This is a genomic window from Embleya sp. NPDC127516 (genome assembly GCF_044765325.1).
In the GTDB taxonomy this organism is placed as follows: Bacteria; Actinomycetota; Actinomycetes; order Streptomycetales; family Streptomycetaceae; genus Embleya.
The window spans coordinates 202,082-216,526 of the sequence record NZ_JBIWJT010000005.1; the positions used below are offsets into that span (position 1 = coordinate 202,082).

17 protein-coding genes are annotated in these 14,445 nt (G+C 72.1%); 4 read left to right on the top strand and 13 right to left on the bottom strand.

Going from position 1 to position 14,445, the window contains the following annotated elements; translation table 11 throughout:
• Positions 1 to 109: 109 nt before the first annotated feature.
• From hisF to hisD, 8 genes are all read right to left on the bottom strand, one after another.
• Positions 110 to 871 carry an imidazole glycerol phosphate synthase subunit HisF gene (gene hisF / locus ACIRL2_RS11565; RefSeq protein ID WP_395862481.1) on the bottom strand — a complete coding sequence of 254 codons (762 nt, stop codon included), beginning with the start codon at positions 869 to 871 and terminating at the stop codon, positions 110 to 112.
• Positions 868 to 1,296, bottom strand: a complete 429-nt coding sequence (locus ACIRL2_RS11570) for a RidA family protein (RefSeq protein WP_395862479.1) — start codon at positions 1,294 to 1,296, stop codon at positions 868 to 870. Before ACIRL2_RS11570 ends, hisF begins: the two co-directional genes overlap by 4 nt.
• Complete coding sequence (priA, locus tag ACIRL2_RS11575; RefSeq protein WP_395862477.1) at positions 1,293 to 2,027, bottom strand: bifunctional 1-(5-phosphoribosyl)-5-((5-phosphoribosylamino)methylideneamino)imidazole-4-carboxamide isomerase/phosphoribosylanthranilate isomerase PriA; 735 nt, start codon at positions 2,025 to 2,027, stop codon at positions 1,293 to 1,295. Before priA ends, ACIRL2_RS11570 begins: the two co-directional genes overlap by 4 nt.
• Before the next feature lie 90 nt (positions 2,028 to 2,117).
• Positions 2,118 to 2,756, bottom strand: a complete 639-nt coding sequence (gene hisH, locus ACIRL2_RS11580) for an imidazole glycerol phosphate synthase subunit HisH (protein WP_395862475.1) — start codon at positions 2,754 to 2,756, stop codon at positions 2,118 to 2,120.
• Positions 2,757 to 2,760: 4 nt separating this feature from the next.
• Positions 2,761 to 2,916 carry a hypothetical protein gene (locus ACIRL2_RS11585; protein ID WP_170222315.1) on the bottom strand — a complete coding sequence of 52 codons (156 nt, stop codon included), beginning with the start codon at positions 2,914 to 2,916 and terminating at the stop codon, positions 2,761 to 2,763.
• Positions 2,913 to 3,509: an imidazoleglycerol-phosphate dehydratase HisB gene (hisB, locus tag ACIRL2_RS11590; protein ID WP_395862473.1), complete on the bottom strand. Its 597-nt coding sequence runs from the start codon at positions 3,507 to 3,509 to the stop codon at positions 2,913 to 2,915. The genes ACIRL2_RS11585 and hisB overlap by 4 nt, the downstream gene beginning before the upstream one ends.
• A gap of 21 nt (positions 3,510 to 3,530) precedes the next feature.
• Positions 3,531 to 4,628 carry a histidinol-phosphate transaminase gene (locus ACIRL2_RS11595; protein ID WP_395862471.1) on the bottom strand — a complete coding sequence of 366 codons (1,098 nt, stop codon included), beginning with the start codon at positions 4,626 to 4,628 and terminating at the stop codon, positions 3,531 to 3,533.
• Positions 4,625 to 5,980, bottom strand: coding sequence for a histidinol dehydrogenase (hisD, locus tag ACIRL2_RS11600; protein ID WP_402231731.1), 1,356 nt, complete (start codon positions 5,978 to 5,980; stop codon positions 4,625 to 4,627). Before hisD ends, ACIRL2_RS11595 begins: the two co-directional genes overlap by 4 nt.
• A gap of 106 nt (positions 5,981 to 6,086) precedes the next feature.
• On the opposite strand from hisD, the gene ACIRL2_RS11605 reads away from it, so the two are divergent.
• The 3 genes from ACIRL2_RS11605 to ybaK are packed head-to-tail and all read left to right on the top strand — an operon-like array spanning position 6,087 to position 8,821.
• Complete coding sequence (locus tag ACIRL2_RS11605) at positions 6,087 to 7,577, top strand: oxidoreductase (RefSeq protein WP_402231733.1); 1,491 nt, start codon at positions 6,087 to 6,089, stop codon at positions 7,575 to 7,577.
• A gap of 39 nt (positions 7,578 to 7,616) precedes the next feature.
• A complete protein-coding gene (locus ACIRL2_RS11610) occupies positions 7,617 to 8,303 on the top strand; it encodes an LON peptidase substrate-binding domain-containing protein (RefSeq protein ID WP_402231735.1) in 687 nt (228 codons plus the stop codon).
• Positions 8,304 to 8,323: 20 nt separating this feature from the next.
• The gene (gene ybaK / locus ACIRL2_RS11615; protein WP_402231736.1) at positions 8,324 to 8,821 is read left to right on the top strand and encodes a Cys-tRNA(Pro) deacylase; all 498 of its coding nucleotides are present in this window, start codon (positions 8,324 to 8,326) and stop codon (positions 8,819 to 8,821) included.
• A 324-nt stretch (positions 8,822 to 9,145) separates the two neighbouring features.
• Here ybaK and ACIRL2_RS11620 read toward each other — a convergent pair whose 3' ends face one another.
• The 4 genes from ACIRL2_RS11620 to ACIRL2_RS11635 form a co-directional block, all read right to left on the bottom strand.
• The gene (locus ACIRL2_RS11620) at positions 9,146 to 9,859 is read right to left on the bottom strand and encodes a hypothetical protein (RefSeq protein WP_395862461.1); all 714 of its coding nucleotides are present in this window, start codon (positions 9,857 to 9,859) and stop codon (positions 9,146 to 9,148) included.
• An 88-nt stretch (positions 9,860 to 9,947) separates the two neighbouring features.
• Positions 9,948 to 10,751: an ABC transporter permease gene (locus ACIRL2_RS11625; RefSeq protein WP_402231738.1), complete on the bottom strand. Its 804-nt coding sequence runs from the start codon at positions 10,749 to 10,751 to the stop codon at positions 9,948 to 9,950.
• Between the two features lie 14 nt (positions 10,752 to 10,765).
• Positions 10,766 to 11,794, bottom strand: coding sequence for an ABC transporter ATP-binding protein (locus tag ACIRL2_RS11630; protein ID WP_395862458.1), 1,029 nt, complete (start codon positions 11,792 to 11,794; stop codon positions 10,766 to 10,768).
• A gap of 87 nt (positions 11,795 to 11,881) precedes the next feature.
• Positions 11,882 to 12,520 (bottom strand): hypothetical protein, encoded by a 639-nt coding sequence (locus tag ACIRL2_RS11635; RefSeq protein ID WP_395862456.1) that lies wholly within the window; start codon positions 12,518 to 12,520, stop codon positions 11,882 to 11,884.
• A gap of 159 nt (positions 12,521 to 12,679) precedes the next feature.
• Here ACIRL2_RS11635 and ACIRL2_RS11640 point away from each other — a divergent pair, with 159 nt between their 5' ends.
• Positions 12,680 to 13,924: a mechanosensitive ion channel family protein gene (locus ACIRL2_RS11640; protein WP_395862794.1), complete on the top strand. Its 1,245-nt coding sequence runs from the start codon at positions 12,680 to 12,682 to the stop codon at positions 13,922 to 13,924.
• Here the strand turns inward: ACIRL2_RS11640 and ACIRL2_RS11645 are convergent.
• Positions 13,828 to 14,427 (bottom strand): dienelactone hydrolase family protein, encoded by a 600-nt coding sequence (locus tag ACIRL2_RS11645; RefSeq protein WP_402231739.1) that lies wholly within the window; start codon positions 14,425 to 14,427, stop codon positions 13,828 to 13,830. The two genes, ACIRL2_RS11640 and ACIRL2_RS11645, sit on opposite strands and share 97 nt — an antisense overlap.
• Positions 14,428 to 14,445 lie beyond the last annotated feature (18 nt).

A 14,445-nucleotide genomic window follows, 5' to 3' on the forward strand; every position in this document is an offset into this window, starting at 1 on the left:
TAGATCCGAAGGAATCTTTTCGCAATGAATCTTTCGAAAGAATCCCTTCGCATTCGGTCACGAAAAAGCCGACCGCGGGTGCGGTCGGCTCCTCGTGGCCCGCGCGTGCTCAGCGCACCGAGTGGCCCGTCGCCCGCAGCACGTCCTTGACCTGCGGGATCCGCAACAGGCCGAAGTGGAACACGCTCGCCGCGAGCACCGCGTCCGCGCCCGCGTCCACGGCCGGCGCGAAGTGCTCCAACGCGCCCGCGCCGCCGGAGGCGATCACCGGGATGCCCACTTCGGCCCGGACCAGTCGGGTCAGCTCCAGGTCGTAGCCGTCCTTGGTGCCGTCCGCGTCCATCGAGTTGAGCAGGATCTCGCCCGCGCCGAGCTCGGCCGCCTTCGCGGCCCACCCCACCGCGTCGATGCCGGTGCCGGTGCGCCCGCCGTGCGTGGTCACCTCGAAGCCCGGCGCACCGTCCCGGCGCCGCCGCGCGTCCACCGAGAGCACCAACACCTGCGAACCGAACCGGTCTGCGATCTCGGCGATCAGCTCGGGCCGTTGGATGGCCGCGGTGTTCACGCCCACCTTGTCCGCGCCCGCCCGCAGCAGCTTGTCCACGTCCTCGACCGCGCGCACCCCGCCGCCGACGGTGAGCGGGATGAACACCTGCTCGGCGGTGCGCCGGACCACGTCGTACGTGGTCTCCCGGTTGCCCGAGGACGCGGTGATGTCGAGGAAGACCAGTTCGTCCGCGCCCTCGGCGTCGTACACCCGGGCCATCTCGACCGGGTCGCCCGCGTCCCGCAGGTTTTGGAAATTGACGCCCTTGACCACCCGGCCGGCGTCCACGTCCAGACACGGAATCACCCGTACGGCCAACGTCACGAGGCCCTCCCCCGGTACGCGTCCACCTCGACCTCGACCAGCATCCGCGAGTCGATCAGCCCGGCCACCACGACCATTGTCGCGGCGGGCCGGGTCTCGCCGAACAGCTCGCCGTGCGCGCGGCCCACGTCGTCCGAGTCGCGGGCGTGGGTGATGAACATCCGGGTGCGCACCACGTCCGCGGCGCCGAGCCCGAAGTGCGCCAGCGCGTCCAGCGCGATCGCGAACGCCGCGAGCGTCTGGTGGTGCGGGTCGCCCTCGTGCGCGAGGTTGCCCTCGACGACCGCGGTGCAGCCCGACACGTGCACGTAGTCGCCGACCGCGACGGCGCGCGAGTACCCGAAGGTCTCCTCCCACCGCCCGCCGGACGAATACCGCTCGATATTGCCCGAGTTGTCACTGCCCAAATTGTCACTGCCCGTCACCGGGACACCGCCTCCAACGCCTCTTCGAGGGTGAACGCCTGGGCGTACAGCGCCTTGCCGACGATCGAGCCTTCCACACCCAGCGGCACCAGTTCGGCGATGGCGCGCAGATCCGCCAACGAGGACACCCCGCCCGAGGCCACCACCGGGCGGTCCGTGGCCGCGCACACGTCCTTGAGGAGTTGCAGGTTCGGGCCGGTCAGGGTGCCGTCCTTGTTCACGTCGGTGACCACGTAGCGCGCGCAGCCGTCCGCGTCCAGGCGGGCCAGCGTCTCGAACAGCTCGCCGCCCTCGCGAGTCCAGCCGCGCCCGGCCAGCGTGGTGCCGCGCACGTCCAGGCCGACCGCGATCCGGTCCCCGTGCCGGGCGATCGCCGAGCGCACCCAGTCCGGCGTCTCCAGCGCGGCGGTGCCCAGGTTGACCCGCCGGCAGCCGGTGGACAGCGCCGCCTCCAGCGACGCGTCGTCGCGGATGCCGCCGGACAGCTCGACCTGGACGTCGAGCCGGCCGACCACGTCGGCGAGCAGCTCGCGGTTGCTGCCCTTGCCGAACGCGGCGTCCAGGTCGACCAGGTGGATCCACTCGGCGCCGGCGCTCTGCCAGGCCAGGGCGGCGGTCAACGGGTCACCGTAGGAGGTCTCCGACCCGGCCTCGCCCTTGACCAGGCGGACGGCCTGGCCGTCGGCGACGTCGACGGCGGGCAGCAGTTCGAGGCGGTGGGTCTGGGTCATGACGGTGGGGATCCTCAACAGTTCGTACGGACGATGCGTTCAAGGGCGCGGCGCGAACACGGCACGGCGGGGACTTGCGAAAGAGCGGGCCTACAGGGTCGCGAGCCAGTTGCGCAGCAGTTGCGCGCCGGCCTCGCCGGACTTCTCCGGGTGGAACTGGGTGGCGCTGAGCGCGCCGTTCTCGACGGCGGCCACGAACGGCGTGCCGTGCGTGCTCCAGGTGACGTCCGGCGGGATGTGCGGGCCGTCCTGGACCACCGGCATCTCCCACGTGCGCACCGCGTAGGAGTGCACGAAGTAGTACCGCGTGTCCGGCGTGACATCGCGGAAGAGCACGCTGTCCGCGGGTGCCTCGACGGTGTTCCAGCCCATGTGCGGCACCACCGGGGCGGCGAGGCGCTCGACCGTGCCGGGCCACTGCGCGCAGCCCTCGGTGGCCACGCCGTGCTCGACGCCGCGCGCGAACAGGATCTGCATCCCGACGCAGATGCCCAGCACCGGCCGGCCGCCGGCGAGTCGCTTGTCCACGATGGTGTCCCCGCGGACCGACTTGAGGCCCTGCATGCACGCGGCGAACGCGCCCACGCCGGGCACGAGCAGTCCGTCGGCGTTCAGCGCCGCCTTGTGGTCGGCGCTGATCTCCACGTCGGCGCCCGCGTGCGCGAGCGCCCGCTCGGCCGAACGCACGTTCCCGAAGCCGTAGTCCAGGACGATGACCTTCTTGGGCACGCGGCTATCCGATCTTCAGGACGCCGGCCGCGATCGAGAAGAACGCGCCGACGGCGAGCAGGGCGATCACACTCTTGGGCAGGCCCTGCTTGACGAACGAGATGCATCCGCCGACCAGGAACAGCCCGAAGACGATCAGGACCATCGCGCCGGTGCTCACAGCGCGCCCTTGGTGGAGGGGATCACGCCGGCCCGGCGCGGGTCGAGCACGCACGCGTCGGACAGCGCCCTGGCCAGCGCCTTGAACTGCGCCTCGACGATGTGGTGCGCGTTGCGCCCGTACGGCACGTGCACATGCAGGCAGATCTGCGCCTGGGCGACGAACGACTCCAGGATGTGCCGGGTCAGCGTGGTGTCGTAGTCCGGGCCGATCATCGGCGCGATGTTCTCCGGCTCCGAGTGCACCAGGTACGGCCGGCCGGAGAGGTCCACGGTGACCTGCGCGAGCGCCTCGTCCAGCGGCACCGACGCGTCGGCGAACCGGCGGATGCCCTTCTTGTCGCCGAGCGCCTGGCGGAACGCGGCGCCGAGCGCGAGCGCGGTGTCCTCGATCGTGTGGTGCGCGTCGATGTGCAGGTCGCCGCGGGTCTTGACGGTCAGGTCGAACAGGCCGTGCTTGCCGAGCTGATCGAGCATGTGGTCGAAGAAGCCGACGCCGGTCGCGACGTCGACCTTCCCCGAGCCGTCCAGATCGATTTCGACCTCGACGGAGGTTTCCTTGGTGGCGCGTTCGACGCGACCGATTCTTGCCATGGCGGTGATTCCGACTTTCTCTCAGTCCTTCAGGACGCGGCGCATCGCATCCAGGAAGGCCGTGTTCTCGGCGTCCGTGCCGGCGCTCACGCGCAGCATGCCGGGGACCCCGTTGTCGCGAACCAGGACCCCGTGTTCGAGGATCCGCGCCCAGACCGCGTGCGGGTCCTCGAATCGGCCGAACTGAACGAAGTTGGCGTCCGAGGCGGTCACCTCGCAGCCCAGCGCGCGCAGTTCGACGACCAGCCGGTCGCGCTGCTCCTTGAGTTCGCGGACGTAGCCCAGCAGCGTGTCCTCGAACTCCAGGCAGGCCAGCGCGGTGGCCTGGTTGACCGCCGAGAGGTGGTACGGCAGCCGGACGAGCTGGACCGCGTCGACCACGGCGGCGTCCGCCGCGAGGTAGCCCAGGCGCAGGCCGGCCGCGCCGAACGCCTTGGACATGGTCCGGGTCACCACCAGGTGCGGCCGGCCCGCCAACAGCGGCAGCAGCGACTCGGTGTGCGCGAATTCGACGTACGCCTCGTCCACGATCACCAGCGAGGGCCGCGCGGCCTGCGCGGCGTCGTACACCTTCTCGACCACCTCGCCGGCCAGCGCGGTGCCGGTCGGGTTGTTCGGCGAACACAGGAACACCACGTTCGGGCGGTGTTCGGCGATCTGCGCCGGCGCGTGTTCCGGGTCGATCCGGTAGTCCGCGTCACGCGAGCCGGAGATCCACCCGGTGCCGGTGCCGCGCGCGATCAGCGCGTGCATCGAGTAGGACGGGTCGAAGCCCAGCGCGGTGCGCCCGGGGCCGCCGAAGGCCTGGAGCAGTTGTTGGAGCACCTCGTTGGAGCCGTTCGCCGCCCACACCTGGGCAGGGCTCAGCGGGTGGCCGCCGGTCCGGGTCAGGTAGGACGCGAGCGCGGTGCGCAGCTCGACCGCGTCCCGATCCGGGTAGCGGTTCAGGTCGCGCGCGGCGACCGCGACCCGCTCGGCGATCCGGGCCACCAGCGCGTCCGGCAGCGGATACGGGTTCTCGTTCGTGTTGAGCCGGACCGGGACGTCCAACTGCGGGGCACCGTACGGCGACTGACCGCGCAGTTCGTCGCGGATCGGCAGGCTGTCCAGGTCGGTCACCGGCCCTCCTCCCACGCCGCGAGACCGGCCACCTCGCCGGCCGCGAACCGGGCCCGCACCGCCGCGCCGTGCGCGGGCAGGTCCTCCGCGTCGGCGAGCACGCTCACGTGCTCGGCGACGTCGGCCAGCGCCGCGCGCGAGTAGTCCACGACGTGGATGCCGCGCAGGAAGGACTGCACCGACAGGCCCGAGGAGTGGCACGCGCAGCCACCGGTGGGCAGCACGTGGTTGGACCCGGCGCAGTAGTCGCCGAGCGAGACCGGCGCGAACGCGCCGACGAAGATCGCCCCCGCGTTGTGCACCCGGGCCGCGACGTCGGCCGCGTGCGCGGTCTGGATCTCCAGGTGCTCGGCGCCGTACGCGTCCACCACCCGCAGGCCGTCGTCCACCGAGTCGACCAGCACGATGCCGGACTGGCGGCCGGCCAGCGCCTCGATGACCCGCTCGCGGTGCCTGGTGGCGTCCACCCGTACCTTGAGCTCCTCGACCACCGCGTCGGCCAGCGACGCGGAGTCGGTGACCAGGATCGACGCGGCCAGCGTGTCGTGCTCGGCCTGGCTGATCAGGTCCGCCGCGACGTGCCCGGCGTCCGCCGTGTCGTCGGCGAGCACGGCGATCTCGGTCGGACCGGCCTCCGCGTCGATCCCGATCCGGCCCTTGAGCAGCCGCTTGGCGGCGGCGACGTAGATGTTGCCGGGACCGGTGACCAGGCGCACCGGGGCGCACGAGCCCGCGCCGTAGGCGAACATCGCCACCGCTTGGGCGCCGCCGACCGCGTACACCTCGTCCACCCCGAGCAGCGCGCACGCGGCCAGGATGGTGGGGTGCGGCAGGCCGCCGAAGTCGGCCTGCGGCGGCGAGGAGACCGCCATCGAGGCAACGCCGGCCTCCTGTGCGGGGACCACGTTCATGATCACCGACGACGGGTAGACGGCGTTGCCGCCCGGTACGTACAGCCCGACCCGCTCGACCGGGACCCACCGCTCGGTGACCGTGCCACCGGGCACCACCTGCACGGTGACGTCCCGCTGGCGCTGTTCGCGGTGCACGATCCGGGCCCGGTGGATGGACTCCTCCAGGGCCGCTCGCACCTTGGGCGCGAGCGTGTCCAGCGCCGAGGCGATCGCCTCGGCGGGCACCCGGATGTCGCTCAGCCGCACACCGTCGAAACGCTCGGTGATCTCCACCAGCGCCTCGACGCCGCGATGACGCACGTCCTCGCAGATCGGGCGCACCTTCTCCAGGGCCGCCTCGACGTCGAGTTCGGCTCGGGGCAACACGTCGCGCAGTGCGGCGGGGCTGTCCAGGACAGCCCGCGAGGCGGGACCGCGCAGGTCGATACGGGAGATCACCTGCCCCAGTGTAGAGACGGTGCCGAATCGAACGTCCTCGCGTGTCGGACAGTGAGACACGCGATCATGGGGCACTCAGCAGCCTTCCAGTGTCGGGGGACCACGGATGAGCACACCGCCAGGACATCTGACCGCGATCGAGGCGCGCGTATGGGAGGCGTACCGGCGCGGCGAGCGGCTGGATCTGAGCACGGGTGTACCGGCCGACGACGACCCGCGCGCCGGCGCGGCGTGGGGCGCGGACCGCACCGTCCGGGCCCGGGTGCTGGCCCGGTTGCTGCTCCAGCCGCCGGACGCCGAGCCCGGCCACACCGCGGCGCTGCGGCTGAGCGGGGCCCGGATCGTGGGCGCGCTGGAATTGGGCGGCGCGCGCCTGGACGTGTACGTCTCCTTGATCGACTGCCGGATCGAGGACGAGATCGTGCTGAACGTCGCCTCGACCCGCACGATCATCCTGCGCAACTGCGTGCTCGCCGCGCTGTCGGGGCGCAACATGCGAGTGGACGGCGACCTGTCGCTGCGCTCCTGCGAGGTGGCGGGCGGCCTGCGGATACTGGACGCGCGGGTGGACAACGACCTGCGGATCGACGACTGCGTGATCGGGCCGGATCGGCACGGCGGCGCGCTGCACGGCAACGGCCTCCAGGTCGGCGCGGACACGTCGATGGACAACACGGTCTTCACCGGTCAGGTGAGTCTGTACGGCGGTCGCTTCGGGGGCCGGGTGACGCTGTACGGCTCGACCGTCGACCGCCCGGGCGAGTTGGCGATGGATCTCGGGCGGATCAGGGTGGAGCACTCGCTGCACCTGAGCGTGGGGTTCGCGGTGCGCGGTTCGATCCGGATGAACGACGCGCGCCTGGGTGGCGGCATCGTGCTCAGTCGGGCGGTGGTGTGCGCCGAGCCGGACGAACTGTTGACCATGTGGCGGGTGGCTGCGGAGGGCCTGCACATGGCCCTCGCGCAACCGCCGCGCGGGCGGATCGTGCTGGCCAACGCGACCTTCGGCACGCTGACCGACGCGCCGAACACCTGGCCGGCGCCCGGGGACCTGGACCTGTCCGGGACGCGGTACTCGGTGCTGCGCGCCGAACAGCCGATGAGCGTGGAACAGCGGGTGGACTGGGTCGAGCGCGGCACTCCGGAGTACACCCCGCAGCCGTACGACCAGCTCGCCGGCGTGTACCGGGCGGCGGGCGAGGACGAGGTGGCGCGGACCGTGCTGCTGGCCAAGCAGCGCCGGCGGCGCGCCGGACTGGGCCCGGCGGGCCGGTTGTGGGGCCACGTGCAGGACGTCGCGATCGGTTACGGCTACCGGCCCGCGCGCGCCTTCGGCTGGTTGATCGCGCTGATCGCGGTCGGTACGGCGGTCTTCGCGGCCGACCCGCCCGCGCCGCTCAAGCCCGGCGAGGCGCCGCACTGGAACCCGTTCTGGTACACCCTGGACCTGCTCCTGCCGGTGGTCACCCTGGGCCAGGACGCCGCGTGGAAGCCGACCGGCGCCGGGCAGTGGCTCGCGTACACGCTCATCCTGCTCGGCTGGGTGCTCGCCGGGGCCGCCGCGGCGGGCGCCACACGGGTGCTCAATCGCGCCTGAGATCAATGATCGACGCGGTCCGGCGGTCAGGCCCTACTCTTGGTCACCGTGACCGACCGGCTTCCGCTCTTCCCGCTCAACTCGGTGCTCTATCCGGGTCTGGTGCTGCCCCTGCACATCTTCGAGGAGCGGTACCGCACGCTGGTCCGGGACCTGGAGGTGCTGCCCCAGGCGGAGCAGCGGTTCGGGGTGGTCGCGCTGCGTACCGGGCGCGAGGTGGGCGACATCCAGGGCGATCCGCTCGACGTCCTGCACCCGGTGGGCTGTACGGCGGAGATCGCCACGATCAAGACGCACGAGGACGGCCGCTACGACCTGGTGGCCACCGGGGCGACCCGGTTCCGGCTGGTGTCCGTGGACGACTCGGGTCCGTACCTGTACGCCGAGGTGGAGTACCTGGAGGACCCGGTCGGCGAGCGGGCCGACGTGCTCGGTCTGGCCGCGACCCGGGCGTTCGCCGAGTACCAGCGTCGGCTGCTCTCGGCCCAGCAGCGCACCCCGATGAGCCTGCCGGAGTTGCCGGACGACCCGGTGGTGCTGTCCTACCTGGTGGCCGCCGCGGTGGTGCTCGACCCGCACGACAAGCAGCGGCTCCTGGAAGCCGAGGACGCGACCACCCGGTTGACCGCCGAGGTGGAGCTGCTGCGCCGGGAGGCGGCACTGCTGGACCGGCTGCCGTCGTTGCCGGCGGTCGAGCTGTTGCGGCAGAGCATCGAACCCAACTGACCGATCGAGGGGTCGCCGACATGGCGAAGGGCAGGAGCAAGGGCGGACAGGGCACGCCGGCGACGGTGGCGCTGACCCGCGAGGGCGTCACGTTCAGGGTGCACGCGTACGAGCACGACCCGAACGCGGCGTCCTACGGCGAGGAGGCCGCGTCCGTGCTCGGCGTCCCGACGGAGCGGGTGTTCAAGACGCTGCTGGCGGACGTGGACGGTGCGCTGACGGTCGCGGTGGTCCCGGTGGCGGGCCGACTCGACCTCAAGGCGCTCGCGGCGGCGGTCGGCGGCAAACGCGCGGCGATGGCGGACCCCGCCGCGGCCGAACGGGCCACCGGCTACGTGCTGGGCGGCATCAGCCCACTGGGCCAAAAGCGCCGACACCCCACCGTGCTGGACGACTCCGCCCTCACCCTGCCCACGATCTACGTATCGGCCGGCCGCCGCGGCCTGGAAATCGAACTCGCCCCCACCGACCTGATCCGCCTCACCACCGCAACCACCGCAAGCGTGAGCCGAACCTGACCCCCGACCTGAAACACCGGCCGGGCTGAACCCACCCCATGCGGCGCTCGACCACACCAGCCGCCGGCGCACTCGAGCCAATCAGCCCGGCCGGCGCCTGAGCACACCAGCCCGTGCGGCGCCTGAGCACAAACAGCCCGGCCGGCGCTTGAGGCCAAACAGCCCGTGCGGCGCCTGAGCACACCAGCCCGGCCGGCGTTTGAGGCCAATCAGCCCGGCCGGCGCTTGAGGCCAAACAGCCCGTGCGGCGCCTGAGCACAAACAGCCCGGCCGGCGCTTGAGGCCCAGCGGGCCGCAGGCCGGCCAACCCCGCCCCGGCCGGATTCAGCCCTCGTCCGAGTCCCGCTTGGTCAAATCCACACGCGGCAGAGGCGCAGCCGTGTGCGCCCAAGGAAAACCCTGCCCGCCCGGCGGAGAAGGCGGCCACCCGTACGGCCCCGGACCCGCCACCGGTTCCTCCCGATCCGCCGGCGCGAACCCCGCCGACAACCCCAGAAAGATCACCATCGACGCGATCGGCCACAACAGCAGCACGCCCTTGGCCTTGAGGTCGAGCGGCTGGTCGAACCGCTTGCCCAGCCCGATCCGCCGCACCTGCTCCATGATCCCGTCCGGCCCCAGCCGCACGCCGACCTTGAACGCCAGATAGGACCCGGCCAGCCCGCCGACGGTCAGCGCGAGCGCGGTGGCCACGCCCTGCCGGCGAAAGCGCCAGAACGCGAGCGGCGCCAGCACGATGCCCGCGATCACGCCGCACACCGCGAACCAACCGTCCAGCGCGATCGAGGTCTCGGTCTCCGGTGAGGTCTGGAAGACCCCCTCCTGCGTCGCGAGCAGCGGTACGCGCGGCGTGATCTGCTCCCAGATCAGGCCCACGATCGCCCCCACGACCAGGCACGCCGCGACCACGACGGCGAACGCCACCGCGTCGGCGCGATAGCGCCGCCACAACGTGGGGGGCGCCTCGGGCCCGGGCGCGAAGCCCACGTGCGCGCCCTCGGGCGAGGGGTAGGGGGCGAAATCCCCGGCAGACGTCATCTGGTCAGCGTCCCATGTGCGGATCGAGCCGGCGGGACGACCCCGCGCGGCGGTGTGTCTGGTGGTCGCGGCGACGAGGGCCGGAGCGCTACGCGCGGGTACTGCGCCGGAAGGACCACGTGGCCGACGAGAGCATCACCACGCCGACCGCCGCGCACACCGCGAGGTTGCCCGCCACCGCCGCCCAGTCCGGGTCGCCGTAACTGGCGATGAACGCGTCCACACCGTAGGAGGACGGCAGCACATCGCGGGCCAACACGATCGCGTCGGGCATCCGGTCCTCGGGCAGCACGCCGAGCAGGAGCGCGGCGGACATACCCAGTTGGCCGAGCAGGGTGGCCAGTTCGGGACGCGGCGCGAGCAGGCCGAGCACCGCGCCGATGCCCGCCAGCGCCGCGCCGGACAGCGGCACGACCAGGAGCAGCACCCACAGGTTGGCCAGCGGCAGTTGGAACATGAGCGCGCCGATGACGGCGGTGGCCACGGTGCCGGGCAGCGTGAAGGACGCGTACGCGGCGGCGATGCCCAGCACCACTGCGGCCGGGCGTACCGGCAGGGTCAGGTAGTAGTCGAGCGCGTTGGCCGCGCGCAGGTTGCCGAAGTGCTGGGCGAGCAGGTTGAGCGCCACGAAGGCGACCACGAGCACGCTGGAGCCGGCGACCACCGCCTGGCGCGCGCTGTCGCTGCCGGTGTCCACCACGCCGCGCATCAGGATCATGATGCCGACCGACTGGAACACCGCGACGAACAGCAGCGGGACCCGGGAGACCCGCACCCGGGACAACTGCGCGCGGTAGACGGTCAGCAGCCCCGCGCCGAGCGACGTGGCCGGGGCGGGTACCACCGCCTCGGCCGGATTCGCCGGCACGGCCTCGATGCTCGCTGCACTCACCGGTGTCGACACTCTCATCCCTTGACCAGTCCCTGGTGGCGCCCGCCGAGCGCGAGGTAGACGTCCTCCAGGCTCGGCGTGGACAGCGTGAAGTCGTCGAGCGCCTCGAACGCGGGCCCGGAGGTGACGCCGGCGAGCAGTTCGCGGGCCACCCCCGGTTCCATCCGGGTGCTCCACCGCCTGCCGGTGCGCACCGCGGTCTGCGCGAGCATGCTCACCGCCGGGTCGTCCATCGGCGGGTCGGCCCGCCAGACCAGATCGAGCCGCACCTCGTCGCCGACCATGGCCTTGAGTCCGCCGGGCGTGTCGCACGCGATCACCCGGCCCTCGTCGAGCACCGCGACCCGGTCCAGCACCGTCTCCGCCTCGATCACGTTGTGCGTCACCAGGAGCACGGTGGCGCCCTGTTCGGCCCGGCGGCGATCCACCGCGGCCCACACCGCGCGGCGAGCGACCGGGTCCATGCCGGTGGTCGGCTCGTCCAGGACCAGCACCGGGCGGGCGCCGACCAGCGCGGTGGCAACGCACGCGAGTCGGCGCTGGCCGCCGGAGAGCTTCTTGAGCGGTCGGTCCGCGATCGCACCCAGGTCGAGTTCCTCGAGTACCGCGTCCCGCTCGGCCCGGGCCCGCGCGGCGTCCAGGGCACGCAGCCGGGCGGTGGTCTCGATCGCCAGTGCGACGGTCAACTCGTCCAGCGCGCCGGACTCCTGACCGAGGTAGGCGACCAGCCGGGCGGCGATCTCGGGGCGGCGCACCAGGTCGTGGCCGAGCAGGTCGATCGTGCCGGTGTCCGGTCGCAGCAGGCCGGTGAGTTGGCGGACCAGGGTGGATTTGCCCGCGCCGTTGGGGCCGAGCAGGCCGAAGATCTCGCCGCGGCGCACGTCCAGGTCGATCGCGTCGTTCGCGGTCAGCACGTGCCGGCTCTTCCGACGCCCGGTGCGATATGTCCTGGTCAGCCCGCGCACCGTGAAGCACGGTTCGGCCCTCGCGCGCTCGCCGGGGATGGTCACGCTCCGCTCGTCCGTTCCGGGCAGCTTGTACATCCGACCCCGCGCGTCGTCCTGAAGGTGGTGGAGATGGCGTGCGACCCGCGTCGAGTGCGCGGCCGGGTGACACACGACGAGACGACTCTACGCGGTCCCCTCGCCCGCCCGGCCGCCCGCCTCCTTGGCGAGCAGCACCCGGGCCCGCTGCCACTGCTCGCGCGGGATCACCGCACGCCAGTCGATCGCCGCGAACGCGGCCTCGCGCTCCGGGTCCAGGCGGCGGCCGACCCGGGCGGCGGCCACCTTGAGCAGCGCGAGCGGCCGGCTGGGCAGGCCCACCCGTTCGACCTCCCGTTTGAGGTTGGGCCACCACACCGTCGCCGCGTCGGTCATCTCGTTCTCCGCCGCGCCCAGGCGGTGGAAGGCGGCGAGCCGACCGATCCCGCGCGCGATCACCCACTGCACCAGCGCGGCGAGGCCGAACAGCACCAGCAGCACGATTCCCGCCGGCGGGAACAGGAACAGCAGCGGCAGGCCCGTCACGAGCAGCAGGTACTTGAGCAAAAACACGAACTCCAGCCGGCCCAGCACCACCTTGCCCGCCAGATAGCGGATCAGCAGCGCCGCCTGACGCGGGGTCAACCGGGTGTCCACGTCCGGGTCGAACGCGGTCGCACCACCGGCGGCGGAACGTTCCGCCGCCGCCCGGGACGCGCTGCGAAAGCGTTGTCCGCGCCGCACCGCGCCGAATCCGGCCTTGCCGATCCTGGTCCACTTGGACATCGCGGGTCCTCCGTACGGTCCACTGCCTGACTCGCACGTTAGCGCCCCGCGCGGGCTGCGGTGGCCGGCGCGCGCGGGACGGACGCGTGGGTGAGCCCGTCCCGCTCGGGTACCGTACGGGTTTGACCACAAGCCCCCTAGGAGGCTCTCGACGTGGACGTGTGGCACATACTTCGCCCCTTGATCGTGCTCGTCTCGGTGATCGCCTTCACGGGTCTGGTGACCTGGGGAATGGCTCGCCTGGCCCGCGAAGTACAGACCCGCAAGCCGCTGACAGGACCCCTCTGGTCGATGATGCGGCGCGGCCGTGCGTCGATCGTGGCGACGCTCGGCACCTCGGTCCTGTTGCTCGCCGAACCCGCGGCGGCCCTGCCCGACAAGAGTCGCGGGATGGTCCGGCACATCCTGGTCCTCACCGTGATCGCCGCGTGCGCGTGGCTGATCGTGCACGCGGTCACCCTGCTGGTGAACACCTCGTTCGAGCGCTACGCGGCGAACGCGACGGACACCGGCCGGGTACGCCGGATCCAGACCCAGATCGCGTTGATCCGCCGGACCGCCGTGGCGATCGTGGGCATCATCACCTTCGCGGCGATGATCATGACCTTCCCGGGCATGAAGACCATCGGCACCAGCCTGCTGGCCTCCGCCGGTCTGCTCGGCGTGGTGGCCGGTCTGGCCGCGCAGAGCGCGCTGGCCAACCTGTTCGCGGGACTGCAGATCGCCTTCAGCGACATGGTCCGGATCGGCGACTCGGTCGTGGTCAACCAGGAGATGGGCACGATCGAGGAGATCACCCTGACCTACCTGGTGGTGAACACGTGGGACCAGCGCCGGATCGTTATGCCGGTCTCCTACTTCACCTCCCGGCCGTTCGAGAACTGGTCGCGCACCGACATCCGGATGACCGGCACCGTCTTCCTGCACCTGGACCACTCCGCGCCGGTCGCCGAGCTGCGCGAGGAACTGCATCGCATCCTCAAGGACACCGGGCTGTGGGACGGCCAGGGCTGGAGCCTGTACGTCACCGACACCACGCCGACCACGATCCTGGTCCGCGCCGTGGTGACCGCGCGCGACTCCGACGACCTGTGGACGCTGCGCTGCGAGGTGCGCGAGAAGCTGCTCGACTACCTGCGCTGCGAGCACCCGTACGCGCTGCCCCGGATCGCCACCGCGCCCGCGCCGCTGGGCAACGAGGCGGTCGGCCCGTACAGCGGCAACGGACGCTTCGCCAAGGCCCAGCCGGCCGTGCAGGTGCCCGCGCAGACCGGCCCGCGCAAGTACGTCGACCTGGCCAAGAAGCCTCAGTCGTTGGCCGCCGCGGCGGCCGCGGCCGAGTCGATCTCGCTGAGGAAGTCCGAGGCGATCGCCCAGGCGCGCGAGGCGGCCTCGCGGTCGTAGTCCGGCAGCTCCGGATCGGTGAACAGGTGGCCGGCGCCGCGGTAGCGGTGAATCTCCACGTCCGCGCCGGCCCGGCGCATGCCCAGGTACCACGTGCCGAGCCAGTCCTCGGTCTCGAACGGGTCGGGCTCGGCCACGTGCAACTGCACCGGAACCTCGGTGCGGGCGTCCTCGCGCAGGTCGGAGGTGCCGTGGAACATCAGCAGCCCGGCCGCCGAGGAGTCCGCGAACGCGGCGTTCTGGGCGATCGAGGCGCCGAGCGAGAAGCCCGCGTAGACCAGCCCGGGACCGAGCCCGGCGGCCGCCTTCACGGCTCGGCGGATCAACTCGTCCGCGCCGATCTCGTCCTTGATCTCCATGCCCTCCTCGACCGACTCGGTGCGACGCCCGTCGTACAGGTCGGGCACGGTCACCTCGTGCCCGTCCGCACGCAGCCGCTCGGCCGCGGCGTGTACGGCGGGGCGCAGCCCATAGGCCGAGTGGAACAGCACGATGCGGGCCACGTGGGGGTCCTTCCGGGG